This is a genomic window from Clostridium moniliforme (genome assembly GCF_017873235.1).
Taxonomy (GTDB): Bacteria; Bacillota; Clostridia; order Clostridiales; family Clostridiaceae; genus Clostridium; species Clostridium moniliforme.
Genome location: NZ_JAGGJZ010000001.1, coordinates 201,468 through 214,283, shown reverse-complemented (window position 1 = coordinate 214,283; position 12,816 = coordinate 201,468). Strand labels below are relative to the sequence as shown.

Annotated in this window: 16 protein-coding genes; 15 read left to right on the top strand and 1 reads right to left on the bottom strand. The window is 27.6% G+C overall.

The window, feature by feature from the left end:
* Positions 1-5 precede the first annotated feature (5 nt).
* From accB to J2Z53_RS01045, 8 genes are all read left to right on the top strand, one after another.
* Entirely contained in the window at positions 6-521 is a 516-nt protein-coding gene (gene accB / locus J2Z53_RS01080) for an acetyl-CoA carboxylase biotin carboxyl carrier protein (protein WP_209795373.1), read from the top strand.
* Between the two features lies 1 nt (position 522).
* Positions 523-945, top strand: coding sequence for a 3-hydroxyacyl-ACP dehydratase FabZ (gene fabZ / locus J2Z53_RS01075; protein WP_209795372.1), 423 nt, complete (start codon positions 523-525; stop codon positions 943-945).
* 9 nt (positions 946-954) lie between these two features.
* The gene (locus tag J2Z53_RS01070) at positions 955-2,307 is read left to right on the top strand and encodes an acetyl-CoA carboxylase biotin carboxylase subunit (RefSeq protein WP_209795371.1); all 1,353 of its coding nucleotides are present in this window, start codon (positions 955-957) and stop codon (positions 2,305-2,307) included.
* A complete protein-coding gene (gene accD, locus J2Z53_RS01065) occupies positions 2,300-3,169 on the top strand; it encodes an acetyl-CoA carboxylase, carboxyltransferase subunit beta (protein WP_209795370.1) in 870 nt (289 codons plus the stop codon). Before J2Z53_RS01070 ends, accD begins: the two co-directional genes overlap by 8 nt.
* Positions 3,162-3,977: an acetyl-CoA carboxylase carboxyltransferase subunit alpha gene (locus J2Z53_RS01060; protein ID WP_209795369.1), complete on the top strand. Its 816-nt coding sequence runs from the start codon at positions 3,162-3,164 to the stop codon at positions 3,975-3,977. Before accD ends, J2Z53_RS01060 begins: the two co-directional genes overlap by 8 nt.
* Before the next feature lie 130 nt (positions 3,978-4,107).
* Complete coding sequence (locus J2Z53_RS01055; RefSeq protein WP_209795368.1) at positions 4,108-5,067, top strand: DUF4003 family protein; 960 nt, start codon at positions 4,108-4,110, stop codon at positions 5,065-5,067.
* Positions 5,068-5,100: 33 nt separating this feature from the next.
* Complete coding sequence (locus J2Z53_RS01050; RefSeq protein WP_209795367.1) at positions 5,101-5,514, top strand: HutP family protein; 414 nt, start codon at positions 5,101-5,103, stop codon at positions 5,512-5,514.
* A gap of 41 nt (positions 5,515-5,555) precedes the next feature.
* Positions 5,556-5,969, top strand: a complete 414-nt coding sequence (locus J2Z53_RS01045; RefSeq protein WP_209795366.1) for a hypothetical protein — start codon at positions 5,556-5,558, stop codon at positions 5,967-5,969.
* A gap of 40 nt (positions 5,970-6,009) precedes the next feature.
* Here J2Z53_RS01045 and J2Z53_RS01040 read toward each other — a convergent pair whose 3' ends face one another.
* Positions 6,010-6,333, bottom strand: coding sequence for a thioredoxin family protein (locus tag J2Z53_RS01040; RefSeq protein ID WP_209795365.1), 324 nt, complete (start codon positions 6,331-6,333; stop codon positions 6,010-6,012).
* 281 nt (positions 6,334-6,614) lie between these two features.
* Between J2Z53_RS01040 and J2Z53_RS01035 the strand changes: the two genes are divergently transcribed.
* From J2Z53_RS01035 to nifU, 7 genes are all read left to right on the top strand, one after another.
* Entirely contained in the window at positions 6,615-7,379 is a 765-nt protein-coding gene (locus tag J2Z53_RS01035; RefSeq protein ID WP_209795364.1) for an ABC transporter permease, read from the top strand.
* The gene (locus J2Z53_RS01030; protein WP_327786688.1) at positions 7,372-8,085 is read left to right on the top strand and encodes an ABC transporter ATP-binding protein; all 714 of its coding nucleotides are present in this window, start codon (positions 7,372-7,374) and stop codon (positions 8,083-8,085) included. Before J2Z53_RS01035 ends, J2Z53_RS01030 begins: the two co-directional genes overlap by 8 nt.
* Before the next feature lie 6 nt (positions 8,086-8,091).
* Positions 8,092-9,063: an NrtA/SsuA/CpmA family ABC transporter substrate-binding protein gene (locus tag J2Z53_RS01025; RefSeq protein WP_209795362.1), complete on the top strand. Its 972-nt coding sequence runs from the start codon at positions 8,092-8,094 to the stop codon at positions 9,061-9,063.
* Positions 9,064-9,309: 246 nt separating this feature from the next.
* A complete protein-coding gene (locus J2Z53_RS01020) occupies positions 9,310-10,578 on the top strand; it encodes a replication-associated recombination protein A (protein ID WP_209795361.1) in 1,269 nt (422 codons plus the stop codon).
* 161 nt (positions 10,579-10,739) lie between these two features.
* The gene (locus tag J2Z53_RS01015; protein ID WP_209795360.1) at positions 10,740-11,192 is read left to right on the top strand and encodes an RrF2 family transcriptional regulator; all 453 of its coding nucleotides are present in this window, start codon (positions 10,740-10,742) and stop codon (positions 11,190-11,192) included.
* Positions 11,193-11,194: 2 nt separating this feature from the next.
* Positions 11,195-12,376, top strand: a complete 1,182-nt coding sequence (nifS, locus tag J2Z53_RS01010) for a cysteine desulfurase NifS (RefSeq protein ID WP_209795359.1) — start codon at positions 11,195-11,197, stop codon at positions 12,374-12,376.
* A gap of 2 nt (positions 12,377-12,378) precedes the next feature.
* Positions 12,379-12,813, top strand: a complete 435-nt coding sequence (nifU, locus tag J2Z53_RS01005) for a Fe-S cluster assembly scaffold protein NifU (RefSeq protein WP_209795358.1) — start codon at positions 12,379-12,381, stop codon at positions 12,811-12,813.
* Positions 12,814-12,816: the final 3 nt, after the last annotated feature.

Sequence of the window (12,816 nt, the reverse complement as noted above, 5' to 3'; positions counted from 1 at the left end):
TTTATATGGATATTAGTGAAATTAAAGAACTTATTGAACTTATAAATAATTCAGATCTTGCTTATTTTGAATATAAAGATAAGAATTCAAATATAAAAATGGATAAATCCTTAACAAGAGAAGTTAATAACCTAAATAAACAAGATAATAATAAAAAAATAAATACAGGGGATAAAGTATTAGAAAAAAATATTTTAGAAAAAAAATTAAGTGATGAAGTAAAAGAAGATAAAACAAATAACCTTAAAGAAAACATTAATGAAAAGGAAGAAATTTCAGGAAGTATAGTTACATCGCCTATGGTTGGAACTTTTTATGGGTCGCCTTCACCAGATAGTGAAAGCTTTGTAAAGGTTGGAGATCCTGTTAAAAAAGGTGATGTCCTTTGTATAATTGAAGCAATGAAACTTATGAATGAAATAGAAAGCGAATTTTCAGGAACTGTTGCTGAGATTTTAGTAAAGGATGGGGATATGGTTGAATACGGTACTCCATTATTTAAAATAAAGGAGGGTATTTAATATGATGGGAATAAAAGAAATTAAAGAGATACTACCCCATAGATATCCATTTTTACTTGTGGATAGAATTACAGAAATGGAAGAAGGAAAATTAGTTAAAGGATATAAAAATATAACTTTTAATGAAAGTTTTTTTAGAGGACATTTTCCACAAGAACCAGTAATGCCAGGCGTTTTAATACTTGAAGCTATAGCACAAGTTGGAGCAGTTGCAATACTTACAAAGGAAGAATTTAAAGGGAAGATTCCACTTTTTGCTGGAGCTGATAAGGTTAGATTTAGACAAAAGGTAGTTCCTGGAGATAAATTAGAATTAAGGTGCGAAATAATAAAACTTAGAGGACTAGTTGGAATAGGAAAAGGTATAGCTACAGTAGATGGAAAGAAAGTATGTGAAGCAGAAATAATGTTTGCTATAGGATAGGTGAAATATATGTTTAAGAAAGTATTGGTTGCAAATAGAGGAGAAATAGCAGTTAGAATAATAAGAGCTTGCAAAGAGCTTGGCATTTTAACAGTTGCAGTATACTCTGAGATAGATAAAGAAGCACTTCATACACAAATAGCTGATGAAGCTATCTGTATTGGACCTTATCCTGCAAAGGATAGTTACTTAAATATAAAAAATATATTAAGTGCGTGTGTTTTAACAGGAGCAGATGCTATTCATCCAGGATTTGGGTTCCTATCAGAAAACTCTAAGTTTGCTAAGATGTGTAAAGAATGTAATATAAAATTTATAGGACCTGATTATACTTGTATAGAACTTATGGGAAATAAAGCTAAAGCAAGAGAGTTAATGAAAAAAGCACAGGTTCCAGTTGTTCCAGGTTTTGAAGGAATAATTAAGGATGAAAAACATGCATTAACTATTGCAAAGGAAATAGGCTATCCTATTATGATAAAAGCCTCAGCTGGTGGTGGAGGTAAAGGTATTAGAATAGCAAAAAATGATGAAGAATTTAAAAAAGGCTATAATACAGCAAAGGCTGAATCATTAGCTTGCTTTGGTGATGATACTTTATATATTGAAAAATTTATTGAAAAACCAAGACATATAGAATTTCAAATATTAGCAGATGAATATGGAAATGTAGTTCATTTAGGAGAAAGGGAATGTTCTCTTCAAAGAAAAAATCAAAAGGTTCTAGAGGAAGCTCCATCTTCAGTTTTAAATGAAAAACTTAGAAGAGAAATGGGAGAAGTAGCTAAAAGAGCTGCTAAAGCTTGTAATTATAAAAATGCAGGTACTATAGAATTTTTACTTGACAAAGATAATAATTATTATTTTATGGAAATGAATACTAGAATTCAAGTTGAGCATCCTATAACAGAGATGGTAACAGGAGTAGATCTTTTAAAGGAACAACTTAAAATTGCAAGTGGTGAACATTTAAATTTTACTCAAGAGGATGTTGAAATTAAAGGTTATGCAATTGAATGTAGAATAAATGCAGAGGATCCAGAAAATGATTTTAGACCTTGTCCTGGATTAATAAATGAGCTTTATATACCAGGGGGATTAGGAATTAGATTAGATTCTGCAATTTATTGTGGTTATAAAATTCCTCATTGTTATGATTCAATGCTTGCAAAACTTATATCATATGGAAAAGATAGAGAAGAAGCTATAACAAGAATGAAAAGAGCTTTAAGTGAATTTGGTGTAGGTGGAGTTAAAACAAATATAGAATTTCAATATTCAATTTTAGAAATGGAAGAATTTTTAAAAGGGGAATATGATACCTCATTTTTAGAAAATAAGATGGTGAAGAGAAATGCTTAAGGATTTATTTAGTAAAAAACAAAAATATGCCACAGTAAAAAAAATAAATACAGAAGAAAATGAAAAACCTAACATACCTTCAGGAATGTGGACTAAATGTGATAGCTGTCACTCAATAGTTTATCATGAGGATTTAGTAAATAATAAATATGTATGTACAAATTGTAATCATCATTTTAGACTTAGAGCTAATGAGAGAATAGAAATATTTTTTGATAAAAATTCTTTTAAGGAGTTTGATAAAAACTTAAAAACTAAAAATCCATTAGATTTTAATGATTATGATAAAAAATTAGAATCTGCTAAAGAAAAAACTAAAAGTAATGAATCAGTTGTTACAGGAACTGGTTTGGTTAATGGAATAAAAGTTTGTGCAGGTATTATGGATAGTTTTTTTATGATGGGAAGTATGGGAACTGTTGTAGGAGAAAAATTAACTAGAATGATAGAATTTGCAACAGAAAATAAACTTCCAATTATAATATTTACTACTTCAGGTGGAGCTAGAATGCAAGAGGGAATATTTTCTCTTATGCAAATGGCAAAGGTGAGTGCAGCTTTAGCTAAACATAGTGATGAAGGACTTCTCTATATAACAATAATTACTGACCCTACAACTGGAGGAGTTACTGCAAGTTTTGCAATGGAAGGGGATATAATTTTAAGCGAACCTAATGCATTAATTGGATTTGCAGGAAGAAGGGTAATTGAAAATACAATAAAGGAAACCCTTCCAGAGAATTTTCAAAGGGCAGAATTTCTTTTAGAGAAAGGCTTTATTGATAAAATAGTAAATAGAAAAGATTTAAGAACCTGTGTATATAAGTTATTAAAGTTACATGAGGTGAATATGTATGAATAGAATAATGCCAAGAACAATGAAAGCTTGGAATAAAGTTCTTATTGCAAGAGATAAAAATAGACCAACAGGAAAATTTTATTTAGAAAATATATTAGATGAATTTATAGAACTTCATGGAGATAGAAATTTTAGTGATGATAAATCTATAATTGGAGGAATTGGTGAAATAAATGGTATAGCAGTTACAGCTATTGCTATTACAAAAGGTGAAAATACAAAAGAAAATATAAAAAGAAACTTTGGCATGCCAAAACCAGAAGGATATAGAAAAGCTTTAAGACTTATGAAACAAGCAGAAAAATTTAAAAGACCTATAATTTGTTTAATAGATACCCCAGGAGCTTTTTGTGGTGTAGATGCAGAAGAAAGAGGTCAAGGCTCAGCTATAGCTGTAAATTTATTTGAAATGAGCAAATTAAAAACTCCAATAATATCAGTTATAACAGGAGAAGGAGGAAGTGGTGGTGCTTTAGCTCTTGCAGTTGGAGATAAAGTAGGAATGCTCGAACATTCAATATATTCTATACTTTCTCCAGAGGGGTTTTCTTCTATTCTTTGGAAAGATAGTGATAGAGCAGCAGAGGCAGCTGAAGTTATGAAAATTACAGCTGAAGATTTAAGAAAGTTTAATATTATAGACTTTATAGTTAAAGAACCTAATGGAGGAGCACATAAAAATCCATTAAGGATGGCTAAAAGTTTAAAAAAATCTATTATATCAGAACTTATATATTTAAAAAAATTAGATTTAGAAGAACTTTTAAAAAAAAGATATAATAAGTTTAGAAGTTATGGGACAGGTTTTTAAACTTATTAAAGAGAAAGAATTAGGATAAATATTTATTCTAATTCTTTTTAATTTTATTGACAGTTATGTTATATTAGAAATAATATATAAATATATAAATTTTAAGTAATAATTTTATGAGGATGATGAAATGGATATTGAGCTGAAAGAGAAAGTAAAAATTTTTATTGAACTTAATGATGAATTTAAAAGAAATTTAAGGTGGGATGGAAAGGAAATTAATTGCTTAGCTTCTTTAATAGCAAATGTTTCAGAAAAAGGTATTAATGAAAAGCAATTAAAGGTTATAAGGAAACATATTAGAAAGAACACTAGATTTAATTCAAAATTCAGAGGAGAGTTTAAAAATATTTTCTCTATTCTTATGAATGGCAGAAAAGACTATGAGGAAGTCTTTGAAAATACCAAATATATAAATTATTCTTTAATAGATAGAGGCTTTAAGGATAATAAAGAAGCAATTTATGCTTCATTTTTATTGTCAAAAAGATTTAAAGGAGAAGAATTAGAGGATAAGTTAAGCAAATTATTTAATATAAAATATGAAATAGAAAAAAATAAATATGATTCTTTATCAAATGAAGATTATATAATTTATAGTTATTTAACAATAATAAATAAAGATTTTGATAAAATAATAGAAGATGTAAAGGATATTTCATTAAAGATAAAAAATTTAGAATTAAATATTAAAGGAAATTTAGAACCTTTTTATGTATCATTATTAATTACAAATTTAGATTTAGAAAATAAAATTGAAAGAGCAATTAAAATTAGAAGAACTTTAATGGGAAATTATGATTTTATTGATAATGATATATTTCCACTAATAGGACTTGCATCTAGTTTTGTTAAAAATGATGATGTGTTTTCTAAGGGAGTATGTAATATTTATGAAATGTTAAGTGAAAAGAGTAATTTTAATAGCAATGGATTATCAAAGAAAAGTATATTTAAAATTTCTTTGTGTATTGTATTAATTAGATACTTAGAATATATAAAAGGTGATATAATTGATATAGGTACAGAAGAAGAGAAGGATCTTATATATATAATTGAAGAATATATAGTTTTTTCAATTATTTTATAAATTAAAGGTTAAAAGATGGAGAGAAGATGAAAAATGAAGAACACTAGCACTGAAGTAGCTAAGATAGCTACAAAAATGGCAATTTCAAGTAGAGAAGAAGAAGAAAATTTAAAATTAGAGTATAAAGAAAAGGATTGTTTAGTTACTGCTGTAAATATTGGAGGAAATATTAATGATTCAATTCATAAAATTTTAGAGAGAGCACTTGTTGCATCAAAAAGAAACGGACTTATAAGAGAGGAACATCTTCATGAAGGAGCTGTAATTGGAGCTACTAGAGATGCATTGATGCAAGTGGAAAGTAGAGCTAATGGTCAAAACGTAGGAGGAAAAATTGGAATTGCAAGGAAAGGTGAACACCTATCAGTTTGCATTTTTTTAAGTATAGGATTACTTCATTTAGATGAAGTTGTAATTGGAATAGGACATAGAGCAATTCCATTATAGAATTAAAAAGATCTGTTCCTAAAAGAAAGGGAGTAATGTTTATGTATATTGTGTTTGGAAATAAAATTATGGATACAAAAGAAATTGGTGAAAGTATTGAAGCAAATACGGAATTTAAAGTTATTAAAGATATGACTAATGGAATAAAGAGAGAAGATGTTTGTGCATACAATTTAAGTATTTCAGTAGATATACTGAATGAAGAAATAGAAGAATCTTATAATATAAATGATATTGATGAAGATACCCTATTTGAAGAATATGTAGCAATAGCAGAAGAGATTGCTATGGAAATAGAAGAATATTTACCAGAGGAAAGCAAAGTTAGATTTGTAACATATAAATGGGATTTATCAGACAATGATATTAAAGGAATACTTGTAGTTGGTAATGATGAAATAAAAGAAAATAGAATGATGGATGTATTAAAAAGACTTTTAAAACAAGTAGAATAGTATATAAAAAAATTTGCTCTATAAATTAGAGCAAATTTTTTTATTGAGATAATTTATAATATCTTTTAATATCTTTAATAAGTTTTTCAACGCTAAAATATCTAGCTTCTCTTAAGTATTCTTTTCCATTTATATATAAAAGAATTGCTGGAAAGGTAAATATATTAAAATTTGCTAATATTTTTTCAGTATTAAAAGGTGGAATTTCATAAGCTGAAATGTTAGGAAATTTAACTAATTCTACTTCAAGTTTAGATTTTATTGCAGCACAAGCACTGCAAGTTGGTGAAGAAAAATATAATAAAGTTATACCTTTATTTTTTAATAAGTTTTCTATAGTTTTCTCATTATCTACAATAACCATATTAACATCTCCTTTATTTAATTTTAGCATATATGTCAATTTAATTTACTGGAAAATATTCCAATAAACATATAAATTTAATGAACAGTATATATAGAATTTCATTGTTGGGTTTTTATAATTTTAATAAAGAATATATAAAAACGTAATTAGTGTAGAAAATTTATGTAAGGTAATAAAAGAAACCGGAAAATAGATTATTTTGAATTTATATAAAGTTTTAATCATTTTTATAAAAGTGATAAAATAAAAAATGTATGTTATCTTTCAAAAGATAGGAGATGGTTATTTTGAAAATATTTAAAAAGACATTAGTATTTTTAATAATATTAAGTCTTTGGGAATTAGTTACTTATTTTAAAGTTTGGAGTGGATATATATTACCATCACCTATTACTGTTTTAAAATGTTTTTTTACTATGCTTAATAATGGAGAAATATTTATTAATATAGGATCAAGTCTTTATAGAATAATAATTGGATTTTTTATAAGTGCTTTATTTGCTGTTCCATTAGGATTTATTTTTGGACTAAAGCCTAAAATATATGAATACTTTAAACCATTATTTGAGTTTATGAGAAATACTCCACCATTAGCTCTTATACCAATGCTTATATTATGGTTTGGAATAGGAGAGAAATCAAAGATTATAGTTATAATTCTTGCATCATTTTTCCCAATATTTTTAAATACTTTAAATGGAGTTCTTTCAACAGATAGTAAACTTTTAGAAGTTGGTATAAGTTTTAAATTAAATAGAAAGGACATTATAAAGAAAATTATAATGCCAAGTGCTATGCTAAATATTTTAGTAGGTTTAAAACTAGGAATTGGATATAGCTGGCGTGCAATAATTGGAGCTGAAATGATTGCAGCCTCATCAGGTCTTGGATATTTAATACTTGATGCAAAGGAAATGTCAAGAAGTGATGAAGTTATAGTTGGAATAATTTTAATTGGAACTTTAGGAATTTTAACTGATAAATTATTTGGTATGATTATAACTAAATCTAAGTATGGAAGGAGAAGCAAAGCTTTTGAGTAAGTATTTAATAAAAAATTTAAGTAAAACATACAAAAAAGATAACAAAGAAATTATGGTACTTAAAAATATTAATTTAGAAATAGACGCTAAAGATATTACAGTTATTATAGGCAAAAGTGGTTGTGGAAAAACTACTTTTATAAGATTACTTAAAGGATTAGAAGAATATCAAAGTGGAGAAATTCTATTTAAAGATGATAATGATAATTATTGTGAACCTAAAGCTGCTATGGTATTTCAGGAAAGCAGACTTATGCCATGGCTAAATGTTAAAGAAAACATATTAATACATGGTAAAAATGAGGAGAATCTAGAAAAAGTATTAAAGTTAATTAAACTATCAGGTTTAGAAAATGCATATCCAGATGAATTATCAGGAGGTATGGCAAATAGAGTTTCTATTGGACGAGCTTTAATATACGATCCAGACATATTAATTATGGATGAACCCTTTGCTGCATTAGATTATTTTACAAGAATGGACATGCAAAAGGAAGTTATTAAAATCTATGAGGAAACTAAAAAAGGAGTTATTTTTGTTACTCATAATATCGAAGAGGCAATGCTTATTGCTACAAAGATAATTGTTTTATCAAAGAAAAAAGGAGTCTATGAGTTTAGTATTAATAAAGGGTTTAATAGAGATATTGATGAGAAATATTTTATAGAATTAAAAAAAGAAATTCTAAATATTTTAAAGGAGTAGATACATATGAGAAAAAAGAAATTTTTAGCTTTAATGTTAACAGTTGCAATGGGATTATTCCTTTTTGCAGGATGTGGTAATAATAGTGGCAAAAATGATAAAAAAGAAGCTAAAAACCCTAAAGAAATTAATATTACTTATGTAAAGGCACCACTTAATGTACCATCAATACTTGAAAAAAATGATAAGTTATTTGAAAAGGAATTTAGTAAAGATGGAATAGGTGTAAAATTTCATGAAATAACATCAGGACCAGATCAAACATCAGCTTTAGCTGCAGGAGAATTAGATTTTCTTCATGCCCTTGGAGGAACATCAGCTATTTTAGCTGCATCAAATGGTGTTGACTTAAAAATATTAAATGTATATAGTAGAGCACCAAAGGGATTTATGATATTAACTAAAGATAAAAAGATAAAGAATGTAAAAGATCTAAAGGGTAAGAAAATAGCAGGACCTAAAGGAACAGTTTTACATCAACTATTAGTTTCAGCTTTAGATAAAAATGGTATGAGTATAAAAGACGTTAAGTTTGTAAATATGGGAATACCAGAAGCTAGTGCAGCTTTAAGCAATGGAAGTGTTGATGCAGCATTACTTGCAGGACCAGCAGCTCTTAAAGCAGAAAATAATGGTGCAAAATTAGTTGTAAATGGTGAAGGATTAGTAGATGGAACAATAGTTACAGCAGTTAGCGGAAAATTCTTAAATGAACATCCAGACCTTGTAAAGAGATTTGAAAAAGTTCATAGTGAAACTATAGAGTACATGAAGAAAAATAAAGACAAAGTAATAAAAGAAACTGCAAAGGAAGTTGGATTAACAGATAAGGAAACAAGAGAAATGTATTCTTGGTATAACTTTGATCCACAAATAACTAAGTCAGATATTAAGGATTTAGAAAAAACACAAGATTTCTTAATTAAAAATGGTATGCAAAAGAAGAAGATAGATATAAATAGTATAATATTTAAATAATTTAAGTGTTGATTTTAGATAGTTCTTTAGACTTACTTAATTGTTTATTAATATGATTTTATAGTTCTATGTAAAATTAACATTAGTCTTAGTTGTAACTAAAAATGAAAAACACAGTAACAAATCTATTTTTAATATTTGTTACTGTGTTTTTTGTGTATTAGTTTAAATGAGTATTTTATTTAATTATAACTATAATCTGATATAATTGTTTTTGATAAATAAAATTATAAATGAGGGATTTTAATGTTTAAACCTTTAGCAGATAAAATAAGACCTGAAACTTTAGAAGAAGTATTTGGTCAAAAGCATATATTAGGAGAAAATAAAATTTTAAATAGAATAATAAAAAGTGGAACCATAAATAATATGATTTTTTATGGACCACCTGGAGTTGGCAAAACTACAGTTGCAAATATTATTTCAAAGAGAATAAATAAAAAGTTTTATAAATTAAATGCTACAACAGCTTCATTAAAGGATATTCAAGAAATAGGAAAAGAGTTAGATACCTTTATGGGAAGAGATGGAGTAGTTTTATATTTAGATGAAATTCAAAACTTTAATAAAAAGCAGCAGCAATCTCTTCTTGAATATATTGAAGATGGAAGAATTACTTTAATTGCATCAACAACAGAAAATCCATATCATTATATATTTAAAGCTTTATTAAGTAGGTCAACTATATTTGAATTTAAGCCATTAACTGAAGAAGACGTAATCTGTGCTCTAAAAAGAGCTGTTGAAATTGAAGAAAAAGAATATGAAAATTTAAAAATAAGTATTGATGATGATGCTTATAAATATTTTGCAGCATCTTCAAATGGAGATGTTAGAAAAGCTTTAAATGGATTAGAGGTTGCAATAAATTCTACAAATCCTAATGAAGATGGAGAAATAATAATAGATTTAGAAGTTTCAAAGGAAAGCACACAAACAAAGGTTGTAGCTTATGATATGAATGGAGATAGTCATTATGATATTTTAAGTGCATTTCAAAAATCTATTAGAGGTAGTGATCCAGATGCTGCAATTCATTATTTAGCAAGACTTATTAAAGCAGAGGATTTAATTTCAATATGCAGAAGATTACAAGTTATTGCAAGTGAAGATATAGGGCTTGCTTATCCACAGGCAGCTATGATAGTAAAATCATTAGTTGATTCAGCAAGGGAACTTGGATTTCCAGAGTGCAGGATACCTTTAGCAGAAGCTACAATACTTTTAGCAACAAGTCCAAAGTCTAATAAAGCATATCTTGCAATAGATTCTGCTTTAAGTGATTTATACAACATGAAAATAGATGATATTCCAAATTATTTAAAAGATGCTCATTATAGTGGAGCAGAAAAACTTGGAAGAGGACTTGAATATAAATATCCTCACAATTATGAAAATTCATATGTTAAGCAACAATATTTACCTAACAATATAAAAAATAAAAAATATTATAATCCGGGAAACAATAAATTTGAAAAAGCTATAGAAGAATATTGGAATAAAATAAAAAACTAAAATGCTTTAAAGTGTTTTAAATTTATGATAGTTTTATTTAGAAAATTAGACAAAAATTTTGTTCATAATTAATTAATATATGATTATTGACAATAGCAGAGTGATTTGGTAAGATATAAACAGAAATCGTAGTAAGTTACTCTACTTTAAGGGGTGATAAAATGAAACTTTCCACAAAAGGAAGATATGGTGTTAAAGCTATGGTTGATTTAGCAATGAATTATGGAGATGCACCAGTATCAATAAAGACAATTTCAAAAAGACAAAATATATCTGAATATTATTTAGAACAACTTTTTAGTCCCCTTAGAAAGGCGAAGCTTATTAAAAGTATAAGAGGAGCTCAAGGAGGATATGTACTTAATAGAGAGCCTAAAGACATAAAGGTGTCTGATATTATACATGTTTTAGAAGGTCCTATTGAAATTGCAGATTGCATAGAAGGAGCAAAATGCGATAATATAGATTGCTGTGCAACAAGAATTCTTTGGAAGAAAATTAAAAATAGTATAGAGAGTGTTATGGAATCAATAACACTTGAGGATATAGTAAATGATTCTAAAGAAATAAAACAAAAAAATGAAGGAATAAATTTTATAAATAGAGGTGAATAGAAATGAAACCAGTATATATGGATTATGCTGCAACAACATATGTTAAACCAGAAGTTTTAGAAGAAATGCTTCCATACTTCACAAATAAATTTGGAAATCCATCATCATTCTATGAAATATCAAGAAAAACAAAAATGGCAGTAGATAAAGGAAGAGCACAAGTTGCAAAAGCTTTAAATGCTGATGAAAGTGAAGTATATTTTACAGGCGGTGGATCAGAAGCTGATAACTGGGCTATAAAAGGTATTGCGTCTGCTTATAGAAATAAAGGAAATCATATAATAACAACTAAAATAGAACATCATGCTGTATTACATACTTGCCAATACTTAGAAAAATTAGGCTTTGATGTTACTTATTTAGATGTTGATGAAGAAGGATTTATAAATTTAGAAGATTTAAAAAATGCAATTACAGATAAAACTATATTAGTTTCTATAATGTTTGCTAATAATGAAATTGGTACAATAGAACCAATTAAAGAAATTGGTAAGATTTGTAGAGAAAGAAAAGTATTATTCCATACAGATGCTGTTCAAGCAATTGGAAATGTAAAAATAGATGTTAAAGATATGAATATAGACCTTTTATCACTTGCAGGTCATAAAATTTATGGACCAAAGGGAATTGGTGTTCTTTATATAAGAAAAGGTGTTAGAATCCATAACCTTATCCATGGAGGCGGACAAGAAAGAAATAGAAGAGCTGGAACAGAAAATATTGCTGGAATAGTTGGACTTGGAAAAGCTATAGAACTTGCAACAGATAATTTAGAAAATCATATTAAAAATATGACAGTTTTAAGAGACAAATTAATAGACGGTCTATTAAAGATTCCTTACTCAAGATTAAATGGACCAACAGGAGATAAAAGACTTCCTGGTAATGTCAATGTATCATTTGAGTTTATAGAAGGAGAATCAATATTACTTTCATTAGATTTTGAAGGTGTATGTGCATCTAGTGGTAGTGCTTGTACATCAGGTTCATTAGATCCTTCACATGTATTACTAGCAATAGGTTTACCACATGAAAAGGCTCATGGATCATTAAGATTAACTTTAGGTGATAGTTCAACAGAAGAGGATGTTGATTATTTACTAGAAGTTTTACCACCAATTATTGAAAGACTTAGAAGTATGTCCCCACTTTGGACCGACTTCATAAAGAAGGGAGAAAATTAATTATGATATACAGTGAAAAAGTTATGGAGCACTTTAGAAATCCAAAAAATGTAGGAATTATAGAAGATGCAAATGGTATAGGAGAAGTTGGAAACGCTAAATGCGGAGACATTATGAGAGTGTACCTAAAGATAGAGGATGATATTATAAAAGATGCTAAATTTGAAACATTTGGTTGTGGATCAGCTATAGCTTCATCATCAATGGCTACAGAATTAATAAAGGGAAAGCCAATTAAAGAAGCATGGCACTTATCAAATCAAGCAGTTGCAGAAGCATTAGATGGACTTCCACCAGTAAAGATGCATTGCTCAGTATTAGCTGAAGAAGCAATTCATAAGGCTATAAATGACTACAGAAATAGACAAGGATTAGAACCTTGGGATTTCAAAGAACATGGAGATGACCTACATGACCATGTTCATGGCCAAGAATAGGTG

What these genes read in the sequence shown, in the direction of transcription:
- J2Z53_RS01050 (WP_209795367.1), top strand. Translation starts at nt 5,101, where the DNA reads ATGAAGAACACTAGCACTGAAGTAGCTAAGATAGCTACAAAAATGGCA.
- J2Z53_RS01020 (WP_209795361.1), top strand. Translation starts at nt 9,310, where the DNA reads ATGTTTAAACCTTTAGCAGATAAAATAAGACCTGAAACTTTAGAAGAA.
- accD (WP_209795370.1), top strand. Translation starts at nt 2,300, where the DNA reads ATGCTTAAGGATTTATTTAGTAAAAAACAAAAATATGCCACAGTAAAA.
- nifS (WP_209795359.1), top strand. Translation starts at nt 11,195, where the DNA reads ATGAAACCAGTATATATGGATTATGCTGCAACAACATATGTTAAACCA.
- J2Z53_RS01070 (WP_209795371.1), top strand. Translation starts at nt 955, where the DNA reads ATGTTTAAGAAAGTATTGGTTGCAAATAGAGGAGAAATAGCAGTTAGA.
- J2Z53_RS01055 (WP_209795368.1), top strand. Translation starts at nt 4,108, where the DNA reads ATGGATATTGAGCTGAAAGAGAAAGTAAAAATTTTTATTGAACTTAAT.
- fabZ (WP_209795372.1), top strand. Translation starts at nt 523, where the DNA reads ATGATGGGAATAAAAGAAATTAAAGAGATACTACCCCATAGATATCCA.
- J2Z53_RS01045 (WP_209795366.1), top strand. Translation starts at nt 5,556, where the DNA reads ATGTATATTGTGTTTGGAAATAAAATTATGGATACAAAAGAAATTGGT.
- J2Z53_RS01035 (WP_209795364.1), top strand. Translation starts at nt 6,615, where the DNA reads ATGGTTATTTTGAAAATATTTAAAAAGACATTAGTATTTTTAATAATA.
- J2Z53_RS01025 (WP_209795362.1), top strand. Translation starts at nt 8,092, where the DNA reads ATGAGAAAAAAGAAATTTTTAGCTTTAATGTTAACAGTTGCAATGGGA.
- accB (WP_209795373.1), top strand. Translation starts at nt 6, where the DNA reads ATGGATATTAGTGAAATTAAAGAACTTATTGAACTTATAAATAATTCA.
- J2Z53_RS01040 (WP_209795365.1), bottom strand. Translation starts at nt 6,333, where the DNA reads ATGGTTATTGTAGATAATGAGAAAACTATAGAAAACTTATTAAAAAAT.
- J2Z53_RS01015 (WP_209795360.1), top strand. Translation starts at nt 10,740, where the DNA reads ATGAAACTTTCCACAAAAGGAAGATATGGTGTTAAAGCTATGGTTGAT.
- J2Z53_RS01060 (WP_209795369.1), top strand. Translation starts at nt 3,162, where the DNA reads ATGAATAGAATAATGCCAAGAACAATGAAAGCTTGGAATAAAGTTCTT.
- nifU (WP_209795358.1), top strand. Translation starts at nt 12,379, where the DNA reads ATGATATACAGTGAAAAAGTTATGGAGCACTTTAGAAATCCAAAAAAT.